The 21370-nt window shown below is 45.5% G+C and carries 18 protein-coding genes; 16 read left to right on the top strand and 2 right to left on the bottom strand.

The window, feature by feature from the left end:
* Positions 1–48: 48 nt before the first annotated feature.
* Positions 49–762: a DUF697 domain-containing protein gene (locus JNN12_17420; protein ID MBL7980120.1), complete on the top strand. Its 714-nt coding sequence runs from the start codon at positions 49–51 to the stop codon at positions 760–762.
* Between the two features lie 92 nt (positions 763–854).
* Here the strand turns inward: JNN12_17420 and JNN12_17415 are convergent, their stop codons facing one another.
* Positions 855–1877, bottom strand: a complete 1023-nt coding sequence (locus JNN12_17415) for a T9SS type A sorting domain-containing protein (protein MBL7980119.1) — start codon at positions 1875–1877, stop codon at positions 855–857.
* A gap of 363 nt (positions 1878–2240) precedes the next feature.
* Here JNN12_17415 and JNN12_17410 point away from each other — a divergent pair, with 363 nt between their 5' ends.
* Entirely contained in the window at positions 2241–2831 is a 591-nt protein-coding gene (locus JNN12_17410) for a DUF3365 domain-containing protein (GenBank protein ID MBL7980118.1), read from the top strand.
* Positions 2832–3039: 208 nt separating this feature from the next.
* Positions 3040–4170 carry a M20/M25/M40 family metallo-hydrolase gene (locus JNN12_17405; protein MBL7980117.1) on the top strand — a complete coding sequence of 377 codons (1131 nt, stop codon included), beginning with the start codon at positions 3040–3042 and terminating at the stop codon, positions 4168–4170.
* Between the two features lie 128 nt (positions 4171–4298).
* Here JNN12_17405 and JNN12_17400 read toward each other — a convergent pair whose 3' ends face one another.
* On the bottom strand, positions 4299–5372 hold the full coding sequence (locus JNN12_17400) for a beta-lactamase family protein (protein MBL7980116.1): 1074 nt from the start codon (positions 5370–5372) through the stop codon (positions 4299–4301).
* 309 nt (positions 5373–5681) lie between these two features.
* Here JNN12_17400 and JNN12_17395 point away from each other — a divergent pair, with 309 nt between their 5' ends.
* From JNN12_17395 to JNN12_17335, 13 genes are all read left to right on the top strand, one after another.
* Positions 5682–8144, top strand: a complete 2463-nt coding sequence (locus JNN12_17395; protein ID MBL7980115.1) for a glycoside hydrolase family 2 protein — start codon at positions 5682–5684, stop codon at positions 8142–8144.
* 13 nt (positions 8145–8157) lie between these two features.
* Complete coding sequence (locus JNN12_17390; GenBank protein ID MBL7980114.1) at positions 8158–8652, top strand: GNAT family N-acetyltransferase; 495 nt, start codon at positions 8158–8160, stop codon at positions 8650–8652.
* Positions 8653–8700: 48 nt separating this feature from the next.
* A complete protein-coding gene (locus JNN12_17385) occupies positions 8701–10521 on the top strand; it encodes a hypothetical protein (GenBank protein ID MBL7980113.1) in 1821 nt (606 codons plus the stop codon).
* Between the two features lie 22 nt (positions 10522–10543).
* Positions 10544–10861 (top strand): toll/interleukin-1 receptor domain-containing protein, encoded by a 318-nt coding sequence (locus JNN12_17380; protein ID MBL7980112.1) that lies wholly within the window; start codon positions 10544–10546, stop codon positions 10859–10861.
* 141 nt (positions 10862–11002) lie between these two features.
* Positions 11003–11410, top strand: coding sequence for a hypothetical protein (locus tag JNN12_17375; GenBank protein ID MBL7980111.1), 408 nt, complete (start codon positions 11003–11005; stop codon positions 11408–11410).
* Positions 11411–11508: 98 nt separating this feature from the next.
* A complete protein-coding gene (locus tag JNN12_17370) occupies positions 11509–12300 on the top strand; it encodes a hypothetical protein (protein MBL7980110.1) in 792 nt (263 codons plus the stop codon).
* A 27-nt stretch (positions 12301–12327) separates the two neighbouring features.
* Complete coding sequence (smpB, locus tag JNN12_17365; protein MBL7980109.1) at positions 12328–12816, top strand: SsrA-binding protein SmpB; 489 nt, start codon at positions 12328–12330, stop codon at positions 12814–12816.
* Positions 12817–12986: 170 nt separating this feature from the next.
* Positions 12987–13277, top strand: coding sequence for a hypothetical protein (locus JNN12_17360; protein ID MBL7980108.1), 291 nt, complete (start codon positions 12987–12989; stop codon positions 13275–13277).
* Between the two features lie 11 nt (positions 13278–13288).
* Positions 13289–14500, top strand: a complete 1212-nt coding sequence (locus tag JNN12_17355; protein MBL7980107.1) for a tyrosine--tRNA ligase — start codon at positions 13289–13291, stop codon at positions 14498–14500.
* A gap of 121 nt (positions 14501–14621) precedes the next feature.
* On the top strand, positions 14622–17174 hold the full coding sequence (locus tag JNN12_17350) for a GWxTD domain-containing protein (protein MBL7980106.1): 2553 nt from the start codon (positions 14622–14624) through the stop codon (positions 17172–17174).
* 98 nt (positions 17175–17272) lie between these two features.
* On the top strand, positions 17273–18421 hold the full coding sequence (locus tag JNN12_17345; GenBank protein MBL7980105.1) for a 5-(carboxyamino)imidazole ribonucleotide synthase: 1149 nt from the start codon (positions 17273–17275) through the stop codon (positions 18419–18421).
* Positions 18422–18429: 8 nt separating this feature from the next.
* On the top strand, positions 18430–20475 hold the full coding sequence (locus JNN12_17340) for a thioredoxin domain-containing protein (protein MBL7980104.1): 2046 nt from the start codon (positions 18430–18432) through the stop codon (positions 20473–20475).
* Positions 20476–20703: 228 nt separating this feature from the next.
* On the top strand, positions 20704–21303 hold the full coding sequence (locus tag JNN12_17335; GenBank protein MBL7980103.1) for a hypothetical protein: 600 nt from the start codon (positions 20704–20706) through the stop codon (positions 21301–21303).
* Positions 21304–21370 lie beyond the last annotated feature (67 nt).

Here is a 21370-nt window from a genome sequence, read left to right as displayed (position 1 = left end):
ACTCGCATCCATATCTTTTTAATCTCATAACTTCAAAATTTTCTCTTCATGAGTAATCGTCTAAAACGTGCCGAGGATATCGTTAAAACGCATACCATCTATGCCGCTGGGGGCGGTCTCATTCCATTGCCTCTGGTAGATTTTGCCGCTGTTACAGCTGTTCAATTGGATATGTTAAAACAGCTTTGTGGGCTTTACAACGTTGATTATAACGACAATGTCGGCAAAAGTTGGGTGACTGCGCTTGCCGGAACCAGTCTCTCGGCGATTGGTGCGAGTTTTGTAAAAGCCATTCCATTTGTGGGTTCCGTTTTGGGTGGACTTTCTATGTCGGCGCTTTCTGGTGCAACCACCTATGGCATCGGTCAGGTGTTTATTACTCGTTTGGAAGAGGATGGGGATATTGCCGATTTTGATGTGGAAACCGCCAGAGAAGCCTTTGAAACGGCATATGAAGAGGGCAAGTCAAAAGTAAATGAGTGGCAAGAAGAGATTAAGAGTTGGCGGAATGGTGGAAAAGAGGCCGTCACGCCTGCTGTAGAAGAGGAAGTCCTAAAGAAAGACCCGCGTTTTGAAGTGGTGGAAACGGAAACCCCCATTGCTCAGGCCCCTCAACCTAAAGAAGCCACAAAAGGTCCCTCAGATGCTGAACCAGAAGACCTGATTTCAAAGTTAGAACGTTTGGCAGCCATGCGCGATAAGGGGCTTTTAAGTGACGAGGAATTTCAGGTGATGAAAAATAAGCTATTAGGGATGTTTTAAGCTGATTAAGATGAAATCATACAAGAGAGGCTGTCTCATAAATTCAGATTGAGACAGCCTCTCTTTTGTAGGTGTATGTTATGCCTTTGGGGTTACTTGGCGAGCGTTAATTTTTGGGTGTGGATGAAGTTTGTTCCAGAAATACGAACGAGGTATGCACCACTGGATAAGCCTTCCGCTTTAAAGGAAACCTGATTTACCGTGTTGGGTTCTACCATGCCCTGAAATAACGTTTGAATTTTTTGACCCACAGCGTTGAACACTTCGACGTGAACAAATTGCTGGGTGGCCGTGGCAAAGCCAAGCGTCGTCTGAGGATTAAACGGATTCGGGTATGCTGGATAGACAATGTATTGATCTGGCACTTCTACCGTAACGGCTAATGTCTTTGAATAGCTCACCAAGCCTTGCCCAACCGCTTTGAGGCGATAATAATGGGTACCAACAACCACATTCTTGGCTGTGAAATGAGTAAGGCCGGATCCAACGGTTTCTAAATCGGTCCAATCGGTTTGGTTCATCGAATGCTGGATACTCAGGGTAATGCTTGGAGACCGACTTTCCCAAGACAAGACGACATCATTGTTCGTCGTACTCGCTTCAAAATTTGTGATCGCTGCGATGGACAAGGCCGCCTGAACGGTATAAGAAAATGCACTATCTCCTTCTGTCCAAGAGGTTTGCACCGTTGAAGCTGTGGCCAAGCGCCCCCAAGCCGAAGATAAACCCGAATCACTAATATACATGACATATTTTACGGTGACGCCACTACTTTGTGCCGGAATGGTGCATAGCCATGTACGGTCAGGAGCATCAAAAAGGTGAAATGTACATGCTGAATTCGTTCCAGTTGTTTTAGAAGGATTTGTTCCGTTTGTTGTATAAGCAATGTAAACGGTTTTTCCTGAGGTATCATATTGAAAATTGGCATAGACTTTTGCCGTAGATCCACCTGTGATGGTACTGGATGCGGTGCCGGAGTCGGTATTCTGTAGCATATTAGAATTCGACGGGGTTGTCGTTGGCGTTGACGGATTATGCCCATCAAAACCATAGCCTGCGAAAGCGGGAAGGGCACAAAAGCAAAGTAAAAAGATTGGTAATAAATTTTTCATTCTTACTTGTAGTTTGGGTTATTGAAATTGAAGAACAGTGATGGAGGCAATATAAAAGAATAATCGCAAAAAATCTATCATTTAAGGTGTTCAAAAGTATTTGTGGACTGTAGATTGAAAAAGTAGGTCGTTAGTTCGCAAAAACTTCTTCTTGATAGCCATGTACAAATGAGCAAAAAACAATATCGTATAGGGTAGAGGATCATTAGCTTTAAAAAAACTGTTTAAAGATTTGGTTGTGTATTCACGAAAAATGACATGTTTAGGTCTGTCAATGTTTGAATAGTAGTTCAATTCTCCTTGTATCTTTATGATATAACAAGTGTTGTTTTGGTATTTTGGACCGAACCAAATCATAAGAAGATGCATAAGTATTCTGTATTCCTTTTTCTCTTGATACTGGGCTGTGGTAAAACCGAGAAGCCCTCTCCGGTGGCGTTTGCAACCCACACAAAATCCTTTGAACAGTTAGGGGATTCGGTAGCGACTACTACCCAATCGGTACTGGTAAAAACACTATTGAAACGCTTGGAGGATGGCGGCCCGGCAAAAGCAGCTGCTTTTTGTAGCGTCAAGGCCATGTCTATTACCGATTCGTTGGCTACGCATTTTAAAGTGCAGGTTCAACGGATTTCGGATAGAAACCGCAACCCTAAAAATAAGGCCAATGAAAACGATTTGGCAGTCATAGAACAATGGTCTAAATCTATTCAGAAAGGAGATAAGGCGCAACCTCTTCTAAAAGACGAAGCAGATCAATATGTCTATTACAAACCGATTGTAATTGGAATGCCCACCTGTCTGCAGTGTCATGGAAATCCAGAAGCGGACATAAAGCCAGAAGTTAAGGCCTTACTTGCCACAAGCTATCCGGCGGATCAGGCCACAGGCTATAAAATGGGGGACATTCGGGGTGCTTGGAAGGTCTCAATGGCCAAACATCGGGGATTATAAAAAGGAGCTTAGACGAAGGGTATAATTTCACGGCTATTTAGAGAACTATATTTTAGAAAATGCTTTAATGTGTTGTGATATTCCTTCAAATAAATATATAAGGTGAGAAATGAAAAAAAGAATTGCTTTAGGTATATTTTATGCGTTTTTGGTTGTCCCTACATGGGCACAGCCTTCTGCTGATGCTTTACGCCAATTGAAAGTGGATGTGGTCTATTTGGCTTCTAACCTGTTAGAGGGGCGTGAAGCCGGTAAAAAAGGCGAGGAACTCGCGGCGGATTATATCGCAGCACGTTTTGCAGCCATCGGTTTACAACCTAAAGGGGATGGGGGAGGTTGGTTTCAGACTTTTTCATTTACCTTCAATAGCAACCCACATAGTCCAGGTGTTGGTGAAAGCCGAATGGGTAAAAATGTGGTAGGCTATATAGACAATAAAGCGACAACGACTGTGGTGATTGGGGCGCACTACGATCATTTGGGGTATGGAACCGCAGGCAATTCCCGTAATACTGGCGAGCCTGCTATTCATAACGGAGCAGATGATAATGCTTCGGGTGTGGCTGCTCTTTTGTATGTAGCAGAATCAATTAAAAAGTCTAAGCTAAAGAAAAATAATTATTTATTTTTGGCTTTTTCTGCGGAAGAATTGGGCCTCATCGGATCAAAAAAGTTTGTTGAAGCAAAGTCCATAGACGTAAAAAAGGTCAATTATATGTTTAATATGGACATGGTAGGACGTTTGAACGAAGAGAAAGTGCTGGCTGTTAATGGTGCTGGTACTTCTCCTGCTTGGGCTTCGGCGCTTGCAGGTGTTCCAAACACGGATTTAAAAATCAAGACTTCTGAAAGTGGTCTTGGGCCATCCGATCATGCTTCTTTTTATTTACAAGACATTCCTGTACTCCACTTTTTTACCGGGCAACATGCCGACTATCACAAACCGAGTGATGATAGTGAGTGGATTAATTATACAGGAATTCAGGAAGTGGCCGAATACATCTCGTCTTTGGTCAAATATCTGGATGCAAAAGGGAAATTGGCTTTTACCAAAACAAAAGATGAGCAACCACAAGCTAACCGTTTTAAAGTATCTCTTGGTGTAATGCCCGATTATGTTTTTGATGGCGTTGGATTGCGCATTGATGGCGTGATGGAAGACCGGCCAGCCCAAAAAGCCGGATTGGAAAAAGGTGACGTGATTTTGCAACTCGGTGACCTACCGATTGAAACGGTTCAAGATTATATGGCCGCTTTAGGGAAATTCAATAAAGGAGATCAGGTGGTTGTAAAGGTAAAACGAGGTGAGATTTTGGTTGAAAAGACCGTAGTTTTCTAAAGGAAAGCATAACGCAGAAGAATAACCGAAAAGGCAACCGTAAAAAACGATTGCCTTTTTAATTTATAAAAAAGTAGTGAACAAATTCATTAGGTATCTGAGGATAGATTTATTGAAATAAAAGGCCATTATTTGTTATTCCTTTTTAGGGATAACACCAAATTATTCATGGATTCATGTGCATTGTTATTTAGGATAATAATCGTTTTTTGTGTTTCAAGGAATCGAACAATAATGGTACTATAGCCTGGATTTCCGCCCGTATGTTGCACCACTTTATGTCCTTTTTCATCCTTCAACACTTCCCATCCAAAGCCATAAGGAATCTCGGTTCCGTCGTTTAAACGAGCAGGTGAAAAGGCTTCTTCTAATGTTTCTCGACGGACCAACTTTTGGGTGTATAAAGCACGATCCCACTTTAATAAATCGGTCGCACTTCCGCTGATGCGCCCCGGACCTTTCCGATTGCCCAGCCAGAGGGTAAAATCCGAAGCGGGGAATCTATTGGCATTCACGTATTGTTTGCTGGAGTCCGGAAGGTGGCCCACTGCAAACGGGCGGATATGGGCTTTTTCGGAATAGGTCCGAATGTCTGTCTGGGTCATTTTTAAAGGTTTGAAAATCCATTTCCTGCATAAAGTAACAAAATCCTCGCCCGATGCTTTTTCGGCAATGCTTCCCAGCAGCACGTAACCTGTGTTGCTATATTCGTAGCGTTCTCCTGGCCTAAAAAGGATGGGTGGTGCATAGCGGTTTAACATCGCAAGAATGTCTGGATTCCCTGCCACTTTAGACTTGTCCCAGTGCCGATCCATCAGTTCGTGATAATCGGGCAGGCCGCTGGTGTGGGTTAATAAATGCCGGATGGTGATGTTGGAATAAGGAACTTGTACATATTGACTTATAGGATCGTCATACCTCAATTTCCCTTTCTCTTTTAGCATCATGATAATCATGGCCGTAAATTGCTTGCTGACAGACGCCCACTCAAAAATATCCTGCTTTCCCATAGGCTCCGAGGACTCGTAGCGGCGCATACCGACTGATTCGTGCATAACAATCTTTCCATTTTTGGCAACCAGTACCACACCACTAAAACCAGCCAATTTTGCTTCGTTCAATGCTTCTTGAAGGAGTGTTTTTTGTCCGTAAGACATTGTAAATCCTATCACAAGCAGGTAGAATGAAAAAATCTGTTTCATATTGTTAAGAGATTCGGGATGATGAATGGATGGGGTTCTTGAATCTAAAATAGACGTAACATGTTGCTTCTGGATTACAGGGGGACATATTTTCTCTGCAAATAAAAGTACAAATAGCGGCACGGTTATACAAAAGAGTAAGCCTATGTGTGAGGCGTTCTTGCCGTATATGAACCAAAGGAGAATGGGGATTTTTTAAACGCTCCATTCTCCTTTGGTGTATCTTAGCACATAAACAGTTTCCAGTTCCTTCTGTTGGTGAAACTGTTTAGTTTGTTTTTTATCATCGTATATCAGCACTCATTCAACATGTACCACCAATTATTAGATGCCAATTGGATGCTGCAAGAAGCCGGGACAGCAGAGGCGATGCACGCCACAGTACCGGGAACCGTTCATACCGACTTGCTTGCTGCCGGACATATACCGGACCCTTTTTACCGCGACAATGAGAAAAAGCTACAATGGATTTCGGAAAAAAACTGGCTATATAGCACCCAATTTGATGCCGATGTTGCCTTGCAGGCAAATGAGGTGATAGAATTAGTCTTGGAGGGGTTGGATACTTTTGCCACCATTGTTCTGAATAACCAAGTCCTAGGACATGCCCAAAACCAACACCGAACATTTGTTTTCGACATAAAACCCTATTTAAAACCTGTCAATAACCGCTTGGAGATTCGGTTTGATTCTGTTCTGCCGTATATTCGCCGCAAAACTGCCGAGAAAAAGCTGCCAGAATGGAAAGGCCCACCAGAGGAAGCCGGTCGTGCCTATGTGCGGAAAATGAGTGCAAATTTTGGATGGGATTGGGGGCCAATCTTCACCACCGCTGGCATTTGGCGGCCCATTTACATTCGCGCATACACCAATCGGATTGTGGATGTGCAGGTTCTGCAACACCATGTGGAACATGCGGTGGTTTTGGACTTGACTGCCGAACTGGCCCAAATGGAAGGGGAGGCGCGCATCGAGGTTTGGGAAAAAGATGTTTTGGTGGCCGCTGCCGTGGGCGAACGACATCAAAATATCGTCGAAAGCAGGTTAACCATCAAAAACCCGTCGCTATGGTGGCCCAATGGCATGGGAAAGCAACCTCTCTATACCGTTCGGGTTGTATTGAATGGCATAAATACAGAAGTATGGGAGAAAAAAATAGGGCTTAGAACCCTGCGCCTACAACGGAAGCGCGATCAATGGGGCGAGTCTTTTTACTTCGAGGCGAATGGAGTCCCATTCTTCGCAAAAGGTGCAAATTGGATTCCGGGGGATGCCCTTTATACCCGCTTTGATCGCTATCGCGACATTCTTAAATCTGCCGCTGATGCACACATGAACATGATTCGGGTGTGGGGTGGAGGAATTTATGAAGAGGAGGTGTTTTATGATATTTGTGACGAATTGGGCCTGTGTGTCTGGCAGGATTTTATGTTTGCCTGTGCCAATTATCCGGGCCGAGATCCGGCGTTTCTGGATAATGTACGCCAAGAAGCGACAGACAATGTGCGCCGGATTAGACACCGCGCAAGTCTTGCCATTTGGTGTGGAAATAACGAATTGGAAGCGGGTTTGGTGGGGAAACTACCCACCGCTTGGAATGGTGTTTGGGAAGACTACGACCCCATTTTTAATGAGGTGCTTCCGGCTGTTGTGGGGCAATTAGACCCGCAGCGGCAATATTGGCCCTGTAGCCCACACAATCCGTTAGACCGTTCTACACATAACTTTCCCGGAGCGGGAGATGCCCATTTGTGGACGGTATGGCACAAAAAAGAGCCGTTCGAGTGGTACCGGACCTCGTTCCACCGTTTTGTATCGGAGTTTGGGTTTCAGTCCTTCCCCGAACCAAAATACGTCCGGACGTTTACCGAGCCAGAAGACCGCCGTTTGGATTCGGAGGTGATGTTGGTACACCAACGCAGTTTTGTAAACAAAGTAAGTGGCAATTTTACCATATTGGAATATGCCGATTCGTGGTTCCGCAAGGCCAAAGACTTTGATGCAACGTTGTGGCAAAGCCAACTATTACAAGCGCTTGCTATGCAATATGCCGTAGAGCATTGGCGGCGTAATATGCCCCGTTGTATGGGCGCTCTCTATTGGCAACTCAATGATTGCTGGCCCGTTGCCAGTTGGGCATCGTTAGACTTTGAAGGACGTTGGAAGGCCCTACATTATGCCGCCAAGCGCTTTTTTGCACCCATCCTGGTTTCTGGTGTGGAGGATGCCGCCAAACAAACGGTGGATATTTATCTGACAAGCGACTTAGGACACGCCACCGAAGTGGTTGTCCATTGGACAGTCTATCACACAAATGGCAAACGTTTGGCCAAGGGAGCCTTGCCTAAGCGAATTGCTGAAAGATCCGCTACCTTATTGGAAAAAATGGAGTTGTCTTTGTATGCAGACGCCGAGGGCGCGCAGAACCTCGTGGTGCATCTCTTGGCAGAAGAAACGGGGAGCATCGTTTCGGAAAATGTCATCACCCTGAAAAAGCCCAAGGATCTACAACTGGAACGCGCCATATTCACGATGACGTCTGTGGAAACACCCCAAGGGTTAGATGTGACTATTCGTTCAGAAAAACCAGTGCTTTGGGCTTGGCTGGCACATGAAACAGCCGATTTTATCGCGAGTGATAACTTTTTCTCCCTCATGCCGGGTCTCTCAAGAACAGTACATCTGGTGCCCCAAACAAGTGTAACGCTGGAACAACTACGAGAAGGTTTACAGGTTATGCAATTGCTTGATTTGGAAAGTAGGTTCGTTTAACCATAGCTAATGTATGCAAGTTGCTGTATCCATCAATCAAACCAAAGATCCTAAAGTATTGGATCGTTGCGCACAATGGATGGCGGCTTCAGAGCCGTGGATTTCCCTTGGCAGAGATGAAACTGCTTGCAAAATTGCTATGCAGGGTGGTGAAAAAGAAGTGTATGTGGCTTCGGTACAAAGTGCTTTGTTGGGTTTTGTGGTGTTGCAAATGTGCGGAACGTTCAAAGGATATATTCAATCCATATTTGTGGTTCCAGAGGCCCGAAGTTTGGGGATTGGCACGGTACTACTAGATTATGTAGAAAACCGTATCTTTCAGACTTCACCCAATGTGTTCTTGTGTGTTTCTTCCTTCAACGATGCCGCAAGAAGATTGTATGAGCGCCGTGGGTACGAAGAAGTAGGGGTTCTGGAAGATTTTCTGATTGAAGGAGCAGACGAAGTGCTGATGCGGAAGTCTATCGGATCTCTGAATACATTTAAAGGTACGCCAAAATTGTTATGAAGTGTATCGGAATTAAAAATAGGAAAATAGATTTGTATTAGGATATTGATGGCAAAAAAACAACGATTTATCAACCGAGTATTGCGTTGGCTCCACTATCATGAATGGTGGTTACTGGGAGGCATGGCAGTGGTCGCCTTTATACTGGGACTTGTTGGTTATTGGCAATATTATAGGCTAAATCCATCTGAAATCGGTTGGACATGGTGGGATATTTTTTATAAAGTTGGGCGGTTTTTTGTGATTGAGGGAGATGAACCCATGGGGCCAAGTGTTCCGTTGGTGTTACAGATTTCGCGCTTTATGGCCCCTATCCCTCCTGTTTTTGCAGCAGCTAAGGCCATTTTTTCGGTTTTTCAGAACGAAATCCGGGCCATGCAGGCCCATTTCTATAAAGACCATGTTGTATTTTTGGGGCTTGGCTCGCAGGGCTCACAATTAGCGAGAGAGTTTCTGGAAGATGGTAAAAAGGTGATTTTTGTCAAAACGGCCCTTTCGGAAGAAGAGGATGGTTGGCTATGGAAACTTGGAGGAATTGGCATAGAAGGCGACCCCCAGGATCGGTATGTTCTCCAGAAGGTTCGTGCCCAGTGGGCCAAACACATTGTTTTGTTGGACGACGACGATCAAATAAATTTGGCGAATGCCGTCCTACTCCGTAAATACATCAATGAGCCGTCATTTCAACAAATGGAACCCGTTCGGGTATTTATTCACCTTTATAACGACCGTTTAGGCCACATCTTCCGGCGGCATCCGATTTTTACCGATACACAAGACCGTTTTGAAGGCAGTTTGTTCAATATTTATGAAGCCAGTGCCCGGACTCTTTTGCAGGTTCAACCTCCAGAAAAAATGGTTTTTGAAGCCCAACGTTTCGACATCAATTGGTCATCGTGCCAACCTGTTCATATTCTACTCATTGGCTTAGGGCAGATGGGGCGAAACCTCCTCTATCAATTGATACTGACCGGGCATTATCCGCACCAAGAAAAATTATATATCACCATTGTGGACTTTAAAGCCACCGAAAAAGTAGCCGTTTTGTCATCATTATATCCGGAGTTAATGCAGATCGTGTCGTTGCGGCCATTGGATGTAGATGTGACGGTTTTGAACGAAAGTACCTTAAAACAGCTACAAGGCAATCCAGCTTATACGGTTGTTTATTTGTGCTTGGGTACCGATACCCTCGGTGCAGAAGTAGCGTTGTCTCTGCGCCAACGATTGGTAGGCTTGTCTCCGCAAACGCCCATCGTTACTGTGTTTCCCCATGAGGTAGTGGTTTCTAATGTGCTTTCGGAGTGTAGTGTATTCCAAAAGAAAGACCGAATGTTCATCTTTCCGGCGGTTGAAAATGGATGCACGATGGAAATGGTTGTACAGCAGAGCTTAGACGAATTGGCCCGTATGATTCATGCATCCTATTTGGAAGAAGCCAAACGCGATGGCTACTATAACCCCGAATCGCCTTCGCACCAGCCTTGGACAGCGCTTCAGGAGGATTTCCGGGATGCAAACCGACACCAAGCCGATCACATTCGGGTGAAATTAGCCACCCTTGGTTGTGTCATGCAACCAGAGGGCGGGCCGCTGGAAAAAGTGGATTGGGTTGGGCTATTGCAGGAAAACCCCGATTGGTTGCTGGCACTGGCACAAACAGAACATCGCCGCTGGATGGCATCCCGTTGGCTTTTGGGGTGGCGTTTTGCAGAAAAAACAAACCGTGAATTACTCCTCCACGAAAATCTGGTGCATTGGGACGATTTGTCGGAGCATGTGAAGTCCCTTGATGCCGATACCGTCAAGAATATTCCAGCTTTATTGGCAAAGATAGGTTTGGAAGTCTGTAAAATGCCTGCCTTATAATCGAAAGTATAGTCTGATCATCATGGAACAATACAAAAAATTTCCGTATTGGGCCTTTATTAGTTATAGTCATCGCGATATCAAATGGGCAGGGTGGTTGCATCATGCATTGGAGCATTTTACCATACCTGCTACTTTGCGTACCCGATTTGCCGGACAAGAAGGCGAGGTACCCAAACGCCTATATCCGATTTTTAGGGACAAAGACGAGCTACCAACTTCGGCTGACCTCGGCGAGCGGTTAAATAATGCCCTCGAAAATTCAGGTTATTTGGTGGTTATTTGCTCTCCCCATGCAGCCCGATCAGAGTGGGTGGATGCCGAGGTGCGTCATTTTTAAAAAAATGGACGATCCGATTTTATCTTACTCCTTATTTCCTCTCCGGATGGGTCGAAAGTAGCCATCTTATATGCCGATGCCAATATGAAAGTATGAGACATGGAGACCGGAAGACCAATAACCCATCTGATCCCGTTAGCGATGAGTTTGCAATTGGTTACATTTGTGCCGGATGGGAAGTCCGTGCTCATTCAAGGAGGAGATAAATCCCTACGGTATTATGATGTTGAGGGTAAACAATGCCTGGGAAAATCTTTAGAATTCCCCGATTTGAAGTCTATGAGTATCAGCCTCGGTCAGAATAATTTGGTGATGAACACAGCGGATAATGGGATTTTTTCATTGCCTATATCAGAAAGTTTAGGGACCATCCTGGACGAATTTTTGGGCATGGCCGAACTTATTGCAGGGGTTCGCATGAATGAAAAAGGAGAGTTTTTGTCTATTAGCAACCGCGTTGAAGCCCTGAAAACAATCCAGCAATTCTTTCGTGAACGTCCAGAATCCGATTTTTGGAAACAAAAATACCGATGGTTCTGGCAAGAATAAAACATGGGAGTGGAACCCGAATGCGGGGTGTGCGTGTATGCTTGCCCCGAAAAATGCGCGTATTGGGCTTCTAAAGAAATAAGACGAACGATATAGATATGACAATTGGTATTTGGAGTGAGCCTTCGGGTGATTGGCTGGCTTCCGCATATGACTTCTTAGGACACCACGTAGTACGGCTTCCGGCGTATTTGGCGCATGAGGCGTTGATGCGGGACGAGGTGGAAGCAGCATTGATTCCTACACTCTCGGTATTACGAGATCCCGATCTCTATACAGTATCCTTGCAAGTTGGTCTAGTGGCGGCGGAATACCCCTTCATGAAGCTGCTGATTCGCGATGGATTAGATAAAATAACAAGAGTTGCTTTCGATCCGCGCTACGCACAAGAAGTGTTGATGACCCGTATCGTGCTTGCAGAACATTACTTGGTACAAGCGAAATTTATCCCTTTTACCGAAGAAACCGCTATTGAGGTCATGGAAAAAGCAGATACGGTTTTATGGCCCAATATTGGTGAAGTGCCTGACACCCCCTATCAGTTGGATTTAGGTCAGGAATGGATGGACTTGACGGTCTATCCCACCATTTGGGGCCTAATGGCCATGCGCAGGGATACCATGGATGTCGAAAAATCGGAAGCGCTTGCAGCCATATTAGATGCGCCGATGCCTTTGGTGAAGCCCAAAAACGAGGCACAAGAAGATTTCTGGGATACCCATTTCTCAGGGCGAATAGATGATTTTGCATTGGCTGGTCTCACCGCCACCATCGAAACATTTTTTCATCATGCGGTATTGGAAGAAATACCAGAGGTCCCGTTTTTCCAATCTCCCGATCATTCAATAGAAGTAGAAAACGAGACCGACGAAGCGGACGAAGAAGACTAAAAAGGCCACTTTCAGCCCCTAACCAATATGGCGAAACAGATTCAGCCCGATAAAACAATTATGACCAACCGCCGGGCACGGCACGAGTACCACATAGAAGATGAATATGAGGCCGGTATTGTATTAACCGGAACCGAAGTGAAATCCATTCGCGATGGAAAAATTAACCTTCAGGATGCATTTTGTGAAATTCGGTCGGACGGCGCTTACCTGATCGGTGCCCATATTTCGCCGTATTCGCATGGCGGGCAATACTTTAATCATGAACCCGTTCGTGGGCGGCGGTTGTTATTGCATAGCCGTGAAATCAAAAAAATGGCCCGCGCCAAAGAACAAAAAGGTTATACCTTGGTGCCGCTTTCGGTGTACCTCAAGAATAAACGGGTTAAAATCGCTATTGGTGTGGCCAAAGGTAAAAAGTTGTATGACAAACGGGAAACCATCGCGGAGCGTGATTCGGCACGGGAGTTAGACCGCGTTCGGAAAAGCATCCGACGATCCGATGATGATGACTAATTGAGGCACTAAAATCGTTGATTGATGACCGATTGAACTGGTGCCGCGCAAACCAAATGGTGCAACTGTGTGGCTGAATGGGCGTAACAACAAGATGAACTGTAAGCACGTCGGGGGGAAATTTCGTAATTTCCCAATCGGCGCTTTTTCAATCTTAAAACCTGATCTCGATGAAACGCCCATATGCCCCCATATTCCTCTTATTTGCAGCAACTATTTTATTAAGTGGTTGTATGCCCAATACAGGTGCTTTCTCAGATGCTCAACCAGCGAATTTCTTACATGGGGTGTGGCACGGATGGATCGCACCGATTTCGCTGATTTTCAGCATTTTTAGCGATCCCAGTATCCGAATTTATGAGGTTCAAAACATAGGATTCTGGTACGACCTCGGATTTTACATGGCCATCATCAGTGGCTTTGGCGGGTTGTCGTTCTTCCGGAAGAAAAAAGAACCGTAACCAACCCCAACATGTCTCATTTTTTACCTTTGGATGTCCAGTTGGCCCACATTAAACGTGGTGCAGAAGAAATCATTCCGGAAGCGGATTTGATTAAGAAACTCAAGCGATCGCTTGAAACAAATAAACCGCTTGTAGTCAAATTAGGATGCGATCCCAGTCGTCCAGACCTTCACTTAGGCCATGCTGTGGTATTGCGTAAGCTCAGGCAATTTCAGGACTTAGGTCATAAGATTGTCTTAATTGTAGGTGATTTTACTGGGATGATCGGAGACCCTAGTGGACGCTCTAAAACCCGTCCCGCACTTACGCTTGAGGATACCCGCATTAATGGAGCCTCATATTTTGAACAGGCTTCTAAAATCCTGAATCCGGAAAAAACCGAAATTGTTTATAATTCCGATTGGCTTGGGAAAATGTCGTTTACCGAGGTGATTCAGTTGGCGGGGAAATATACGGTTGCTCGTATGCTGGAGCGGGACGAATTCTCTAAGCGGTTTAAAGCGGGAGAACCCATTTCCATTCATGAATTCCTATACCCTTTAGCACAAGCGCAAGACTCGGTTCACCTGAAGGCCGATATCGAATTGGGCGGGACGGATCAGAAATTTAACTTGCTGGTTGGGCGCGACGTTCAATCTGCGGTGGGGCAGGAGCCGCAAGTCTGTATCACCTTGCCAATTTTAGAGGGCTTAGATGGTGTCCAGAAAATGTCTAAGTCTTTAGATAATTACATCGGTATTTCGGAAGCACCAGAGCAAATGTATGGAAAAACTCTTTCGATTCCGGATGCGTTGATTTACCGTTATGTGGAGTTGGCCACGGACGTACCAACAGATGAATTGCCAAATTGGAAAGTGCGTGCCGAACAGGATCCTCGGAATGCAAAACACGACTTGGCTTGGACTATTGTTCGGATGTATCATGGAGAATTGGCCGCCAATGATGCCCGTGGGCACTTCGAGAAAACCGTGATTCGCAAGGAAGTACCAGACGAAATGCCGGAGTTTTCTACGAGTGGAGAGATTGGATTATTAAATCTGATCCGAGAAAGTGGTTTGGCGGCATCGAATGGGGAAGCACGGCGCTTGGTGGTGCAAGGCGGGGTTTCCATAGACGGCGTAAAGGTTTCTGATCCCATGTTCACCCTTAATATTGCGGAACAAGCGCCTTTTGTGCTGAAAGTGGGGAAATTAAAGTTTATAAAAATAATCCAAGCCTGAACGTCGGGCGTTTGGAGGACAAACCATTTAGACTTCGCGGCAAACATTGCAGGGTTGGGTACGGAAAACACGGTGCGTGTATAAAGTATCTAACCCTTGTTTCATAAAAAGATGAAAGGCTATGAAAACAGTTCAATTTCTATTTATGACGGGTCTTCTGATCCTTTTTATGGGGGGCAATTCGGTTGTTGCGCAAGAAACGAATACTACTCCCCAAATAATGGAAACACCTTTCGATAAAGGGGTTCGGACTTTCCGAAGCGGCCAATATGCCGAGGCGAAAGCAATTTTTGAGGCCATTCCAGAGGTGGATGCCCAATATGCCGAGGCACGGTTTATGATCGCACGGATTTTGGTGGAAGGCCCCGAAAAAGATTTTAAAGGGGCCAATCGGCAATTAGACCTCGCGCTACGGAAAAATCCGGAAAATGTGCAGTATTTGGTGGCCAAACTCAATATCATCCGTGATCCGGAAAACCAAGTGAATCTGGGCGGCAAATCTGGTGAAGACCGTAATGTGGTACTGCAACGCTTGTCTTCTTTCCTATCTAAGAACTGGATTCAAGAGCGCTACCGAGATGCACTGGCCCGCGAATTGTCTCGTAAAATCTTGCTGAAAGATCCGAACAATGCCTTTGCACACGAAGAAATGGGGATTACCTACATCAAAGACTACTGGCGTTTTCGGAATGCCATTGCGGTTCCTCAATACACCAATACCAATCGTCCGGACCGTAATCGCGACAGAACGTTGCAAGCTGCAGAAATTCAGGCGACGCCGGGAACACTGACTGATCCTACTGCTTCACTTGAATTTAATCCCGGATTGGCAAGTGATCCTTTTGCAGACTTGGTGGCGCTGGCGGAAAAACAAGACCCCTTTGGCATGTATTCCGTAACCCTGAATGACCAATTTGATTTGGAAGAGATGAAAACCCAAGGCATCCCAGTGAAGGATTTCACAAACCGAGCCGAGTATGCCTATAAAAAAGCGACCTTCCATCTGAAAAAAGCCCAGGAAAATGATCCAATGCGTCGTTCTGTCTATAATCATTTGATGAAGGTTTATTTGCTAAAGGAGGAATATCGCGAGGCAGCCAAGATGCTACAAGACATGTATGCATTTTTTGGCGACGATCCAGAGACCAACCTTTTTATCGGTGCAACACAATATAAATTAGGAAACTTGGATGCAAGTACGCAGTTTTTTGATCGTGCTTTAGCGAAAATGGACACTCCCATGCGAACGGCCTTCGAGGATATTGGGATTATCTTGCCAGAAACGGAGCGAGCGGCCTATCGTCATGATCCCGTAGGATATGCAACCAAGTTTTGGACCAGCCAGAACCCACGTTTTCTGACGGCTTATAATGAGCGGAAAATGGAACATTATTACCGCTTGATTTATGCCGATCTTCTCTACTCGGTACCTCGTTTGGGTATCCGCGGCTGGGAAAGTCAGCGTGGGCAAATTCTGATCCGTTATGGCGTGCCGAATGTGGAAATCATCATGGAAAAGGATGGCCCGCTTGGTAGCCGAGGTAAAGGGTGGGATGCGCCCGTAGGACAAAGCGTGGAACAGGCATCCGAAATTTCTACTTCGCAAAGGGAAAACCAGTTTCAGGAGGAAATCTATGACTCCAGAAAAGCCGCAAAACTTTATAATATATGGATTTATCCTAAGTTTAGATTTGTGTTTGAAGATTCCTTCCGGAATGGGGACTATGTTTTTTATACCCCGACACAAGAAGATATAGACAGCGGTGTGGATCCTTATATTAATGACTACGAACTCAAGTCCCGCGAGATATTTAAACAGTATAGTGATTTTTACACCTATCAGGCGAATGGGCGTCAAGTAAGCCTACCTTATTTAGTCAATACCTTTAAGGGTAAGGGTAATCAGGCGGACCTTTATCTCCATGCAGGGGTTCCGGTGCAGCAATACGATGCCTCAAAGCCAGAAATCAATTTGAATTTGAATTTCGGAACGTTTCTTATTGGGTCGAATCGCGACTTTTTGGTTGAGCGTCGGCTTACGACTTATGGGATGAAAACCGCTCAGGTCGTAAAGTTCAAGGAGGCGCAACTTTGGCTTTATACCCAAACGATGACCGCACCGGCTGGTAATCAGACGTTATCCGTCGAGTTCGAGACTGCAAGCGGTGGGACAATGGGGGTGCAGCGGCGGAATATTGTGGTACCAGATTATTACAAGCCTGTTTTTGCAATGTCGGATGCCATGCTGGCCTACCATGTGGCCGAGTCGCCCGATAATAAACCCATTCATCCCGGAGATGTGTTGAGAAATGGCCTTTCTATTCGTCCTGCACCTTGGAGTGTTTTTGACAAGGCCAATCCCATTTATTTTTACTTTGAGATGTATAACTTAGCCCAAGATGTCTCCGGAAAAACCAAATACCAGGTGGAAGCCCAGTTGGTGCCCAAAGAATCTGGCAATGGGATGCAGCGAACGGTCAATAGCCTATTGCGGCGGAAAGAAAAAGGCGTTTCGGTTAAGTTTGAAAACAGTGGAACCACACGAGACGATGGGCAATACTTGGTATTAGAAGCTGGAAAACAAGAAACAGGTCTTTATACCCTGACGGTTCGAATTAAAGACTTGGTTACGGGTAAGACGGTGGATCGGACAAAAGATCTTTTTCTCGAATAGGTGTGAGTAATCCGTAAAGTGATTATTCTTAACACCAAATAATCTTGCGTGTGGGTAAATTTTGCCTGCACGCTTTTTTTTACAAAACCTGCTTTATCATGAATTCTGGCATTCGCTTGGGTATTTTGGGGGGCGGTCAATTGGGCAAAATGCTTTGTTTGGCCGCACATCGTTGGGATATCGAAACATGGGTTTTAGACCCCAATCCGGCAGCTTCCTGTGCAGTTATAGCAAATCAGTTTGTTGTCGGCGACTTTAATGACTACGAAACCGTATTGAATTTTGGAAAGCAGGTGGACGTTCTGACAATCGAAATTGAGCATGTACAGGAAGAAGCACTGAGACTGCTGGAAGGCGAAGGAGTACTCGTTTATCCTTCGTCTAAGGCACTTTCGGTGATAAAAAACAAAGGATTGCAAAAAGATTTTCTGGCAAAACACGGGCTTCCGACAGCGCCTTATAATCGCTTCGAATCGGAGGTGGCCATTAGAAAAGCAGTAGAGGAAGAATATCTTCATTTCCCCTTTGTGCAAAAAACCGAGACCGGTGGGTATGACGGTCGCGGCGTATCGGTGATCCGTACAGCCGATGAACTTCATGAAAACCTCTTACCGGGCGCTTCTCTGGTAGAGCCATTGGTAGGGATTCGTGCAGAAATTGCCATCATTGCTGCGCGTAACCGAGAAGGGGAAGTGAAACTGTTTCCACCCGTCGAGATGGCTTTTCATCCAACCGCCAATTTGGTAGAATATCTGTTTTGCCCAGCCAATATCCCAGACGAGGTAGCACAAACTGCGATGATCTTGGCGGAACGAACGATTGGTGCATTCAATGTGGTGGGGCTTTTGGCGATAGAAATGTTCTGGACGGAAGAGGGGGGGCTGCTCATAAATGAAGTAGCTCCACGCCCGCATAATAGTGGTCATCATACCATTGATGCACATATAACATCGCAATTTGAACAGCATCTACGGGCCATTATGGGCTATCCACTAGGTGAAGCGACTGCGCATAGTGCCTCCGTTATGGTGAATTTATTGGGCGATGCCGGATACAGTGGCCCTGTTTTTTATGAAGGCATAGAGAAAGTTTTGGCAATTCAAGGAGCAAAAGTCCATTTGTACGGTAAGCACGAAACCAAGCCGTTCCGAAAAATGGGACATATTACATTGGTAGCACCTCTTTTGGAAGAAGCCCGTTCACGGGTAGAAGGGATAAAAAAGTCACTTAAAATTATATCTAAATAACCTGTATGATGCCCAATCGCTTAGCCGAGGAACTTAGTCCATACTTGTTGCAACATGCCGAAAATCCAGTGGCGTGGTGGCCATGGGGAGAGGCCGCTTTCGAGCAGGCACGAAAAGACGATAAGCCCATTTTTCTTTCAATTGGCTATGCCACGTGTCATTGGTGCCACGTCATGGCGCACGAGTCCTTCGAGGATAATGAAGTGGCTGCGCTCATGAATGAAACCTTTGTGTGTGTGAAGGTGGACCGAGAGGAACGACCCGATGTGGATGGGGTCTATATGACTGTTTGCCAGATGATGACCGGACAGGGGGGGTGGCCGCTGACGGTGGTGATGACGCCCGATAAAAAACCATTTTTCGCTGGAACCTATTTACCGAAAGAAAGTCGAGGAGGAAGAATCGGGATGGTGGACTTTGTGCCCCAAATTCAACGCCTTTGGAGGAAAGACCGCAAACGACTCTTCCAGACAGCAGATTATGTGTCGGAAAAACTCCGCGAGACTGGCAGCCATCAGGTCTCTCAACACGTTTTACAAAATAATGATCTGTTCCATACTTTTTCATTGTTGGCGCAACGGTACGATGCCGATTATGGCGGGTTTGGCAAACGACCCAAGTTTCCTTCGCCACACAACTTGCTGTTTTTATTACATTATTGGAAAAAAACATCTGATGCTTCGGCACTGGCAATGACTACCCATACCCTGCAACAAATGCGGCTGGGTGGACTGTTTGATCAGGTTGGACTCGGTTTTCATCGCTACTCCACGGATGAGCGTTGGTTTTTGCCGCACTTCGAAAAGATGTTGTACGACCAAGCCATGATGGCATGGGCATACACAGAAGCCTTTGCCGCTACACAATCCGATGTGTTTGCCGAGACAGCCCACGAGGTTCTGCAATATGTATTGCGTGATATGCAGCATGAAAAAGGGGGATTCTATTCGGCAGAAGATGCCGACTCGGAAGGGGAAGAAGGGCGATTTTATGTTTGGACCTACCAGGAATTGGATGCATTGACGGAGACCGTGCCAGAAAAAGCGTTATTGAAGCGATTTGGTGCTACCCTAAAGGGGAACTATTATGAAGAGGCTACTGGCGAAGCCATGCATACGAATATTTTGCACCTGCATAAACCTCTTTCCCCACAGGAAAAAGAACACTGGCAACCTGTTCGCGAAAAACTGTTCCGAACCCGCGAAAAACGGATCCATCCCCTAAAAGACGATAAAATTCTGTCTGATTGGAATGGGTTGATGGGTGCTGTACTTGCACGCGCAGGACAAAGTTTGGATGAGCCGCGTTATATCATGGCGGCAAAGCAGGCCATAGATTTTGTTCTGGACGCATTGCTTCAAACAGAAGGGCGGCTACTGCACCGTTGGCGAAACGGTCGCGCAGGGTTACAAGCGAATTTAGACGATTATGCCTTCCTCGTTTTGGGATTGACCGAGTTATATCAGGCCACCTTTGAACCAAAGTATCTGTCGAAGGCTCTTGAACTTCAAAAGCAGCAAGATCTTTTGTTTTGGGATTCACAGCATGGGGGCTATTTCTTTACACCCGCCGATGGAGAAGCCCTCCTTTACCGCGAGAAGCAACTTCACGACGGTGCAATGCCTTCAGGGAATGCCATAGCTTTGTACAATTTAATCAGACTTGGCCGCTTAACAGCCCAACCTGAATACGAACAACGGGCTCAAAGCATGCGTGCTGCGTTTACAGATGAAATTCGTCGGTATCCGGCTGCCTATTCGTTTTTTATGTTAGCCGTGAATTGGATGGAAACAGGCGGTCAGGAAGTGGTTTTGGTTGGTGAAGCCACCCATCCAGAAATTCGGAACATGCTGGAAACGTTCCGCAAAACCTATCATCCGCAAAGAGTGATTCATTTAGTCACCCAACAAAACGCCCCAGAACTGTTTAGGCTGGCCCCATTTACCCGTACATATTCTACGTTCTCTGGAAGCGCATGGGCTTTTCTGTGTCATGGGCATGTTTGTGAGCAGCCGGTTTCTACTAACGAAGCGTTGAAAATATTATTGGGTTGACATGGCAACTTGTATCCAATGTTGAATTTGGGTGGTTTAGCGTGAAAGAACATCGAGAATGGTTTTATCTGGTAAGTCAAGTTTGGTTGAACCCTATATACAATTGTGAAAATAAGAGTTTAATCAGGTTAATGGGTTGTTTTTTTATAGAGATAAGCAAATTGTGGCATGATTCTTGCACTAATATTATGCGTTCTTCTGTTTATACCCACGCTACCATTGGCTTTCATGCTCAATAAATTCACGACCCAACTCGGCCAAGTGCGGATACGTTATGCGGTACAGCATCGAAAAGTACAGCCTTGGCCTTTAGACCCCCAACAGCGCGCTGTTTTGTTTGTAATTCCCAAAGAAATTGCTTCGCACCGCACGTTCTGGCAGTTTTTGGATGAACTTCACTTGAAGTGGCGTGGTATTTTTGTGGCTATCTTATCCGATGAGGTGGTGTTTATCCCACCCGCTTATGTAGGACAGTCATTATTGATTAAGCCGGAGGATTGCAGTCCTCTTGGGCTTCCTAAAAAAGCATTTCTGGACCGGGTTTGGGCGCGAAAGCCAGATGTGGCCATAGACCTGAATACCACGCTTCATCCTGCATCTACCTTGTTGGTGGGTGGTTCATCAGCGAAGTATCGGATCGGACCGCAGCACGAAGACGCTGGATTGTATTATGATTTGATGTTGGATTTTGGTCAATGTGTACGTAAAGGCCAAAACCCTGTGGAATATCTTAGAATGCACTTAGGGCAAATGGAACCGATGCCAATCTTATTCAAGCGAAAACCGAGTCCGGTATTTCATACCCTACCATTTACCATAAATAATTAGCCTTTTTTTCCAGCCTCTCTTGATTACCGAGAGGCTTTTTTTATGGTTGGGTTTGTCCTTTAGCCCA

This window comes from Bacteroidetes Order II. bacterium, assembly GCA_016788705.1.
Lineage (GTDB): Bacteria > Bacteroidota > Rhodothermia > Rhodothermales > UBA2364 > UBA2364.
Note: the sequence above shows the minus strand (reverse complement) of the source record. Positions and strands in the feature narration are given on the sequence as shown.

Bases quoted from the DNA above. Each gene is read 5' to 3' on its own strand.
- JNN12_17420 (MBL7980120.1), top strand. From the start codon at position 49: ATGAGTAATCGTCTAAAACGTGCCGAGGATATCGTTAAAACGCATACC.
- JNN12_17415 (MBL7980119.1), bottom strand. From the start codon at position 1,877: ATGAAAAATTTATTACCAATCTTTTTACTTTGCTTTTGTGCCCTTCCC.
- JNN12_17410 (MBL7980118.1), top strand. From the start codon at position 2,241: ATGCATAAGTATTCTGTATTCCTTTTTCTCTTGATACTGGGCTGTGGT.
- JNN12_17400 (MBL7980116.1), bottom strand. From the start codon at position 5,372: ATGAAACAGATTTTTTCATTCTACCTGCTTGTGATAGGATTTACAATG.
- JNN12_17395 (MBL7980115.1), top strand. From the start codon at position 5,682: ATGTACCACCAATTATTAGATGCCAATTGGATGCTGCAAGAAGCCGGG.
- JNN12_17390 (MBL7980114.1), top strand. From the start codon at position 8,158: ATGCAAGTTGCTGTATCCATCAATCAAACCAAAGATCCTAAAGTATTG.
- JNN12_17385 (MBL7980113.1), top strand. From the start codon at position 8,701: ATGGCAAAAAAACAACGATTTATCAACCGAGTATTGCGTTGGCTCCAC.
- JNN12_17380 (MBL7980112.1), top strand. From the start codon at position 10,544: ATGGAACAATACAAAAAATTTCCGTATTGGGCCTTTATTAGTTATAGT.
- JNN12_17375 (MBL7980111.1), top strand. From the start codon at position 11,003: ATGAGTTTGCAATTGGTTACATTTGTGCCGGATGGGAAGTCCGTGCTC.
- JNN12_17370 (MBL7980110.1), top strand. From the start codon at position 11,509: ATGACAATTGGTATTTGGAGTGAGCCTTCGGGTGATTGGCTGGCTTCC.
- smpB (MBL7980109.1), top strand. From the start codon at position 12,328: ATGGCGAAACAGATTCAGCCCGATAAAACAATTATGACCAACCGCCGG.
- JNN12_17360 (MBL7980108.1), top strand. From the start codon at position 12,987: ATGAAACGCCCATATGCCCCCATATTCCTCTTATTTGCAGCAACTATT.
- JNN12_17355 (MBL7980107.1), top strand. From the start codon at position 13,289: ATGTCTCATTTTTTACCTTTGGATGTCCAGTTGGCCCACATTAAACGT.
- JNN12_17350 (MBL7980106.1), top strand. From the start codon at position 14,622: ATGAAAACAGTTCAATTTCTATTTATGACGGGTCTTCTGATCCTTTTT.
- JNN12_17345 (MBL7980105.1), top strand. From the start codon at position 17,273: ATGAATTCTGGCATTCGCTTGGGTATTTTGGGGGGCGGTCAATTGGGC.
- JNN12_17340 (MBL7980104.1), top strand. From the start codon at position 18,430: ATGCCCAATCGCTTAGCCGAGGAACTTAGTCCATACTTGTTGCAACAT.
- JNN12_17335 (MBL7980103.1), top strand. From the start codon at position 20,704: ATGCTCAATAAATTCACGACCCAACTCGGCCAAGTGCGGATACGTTAT.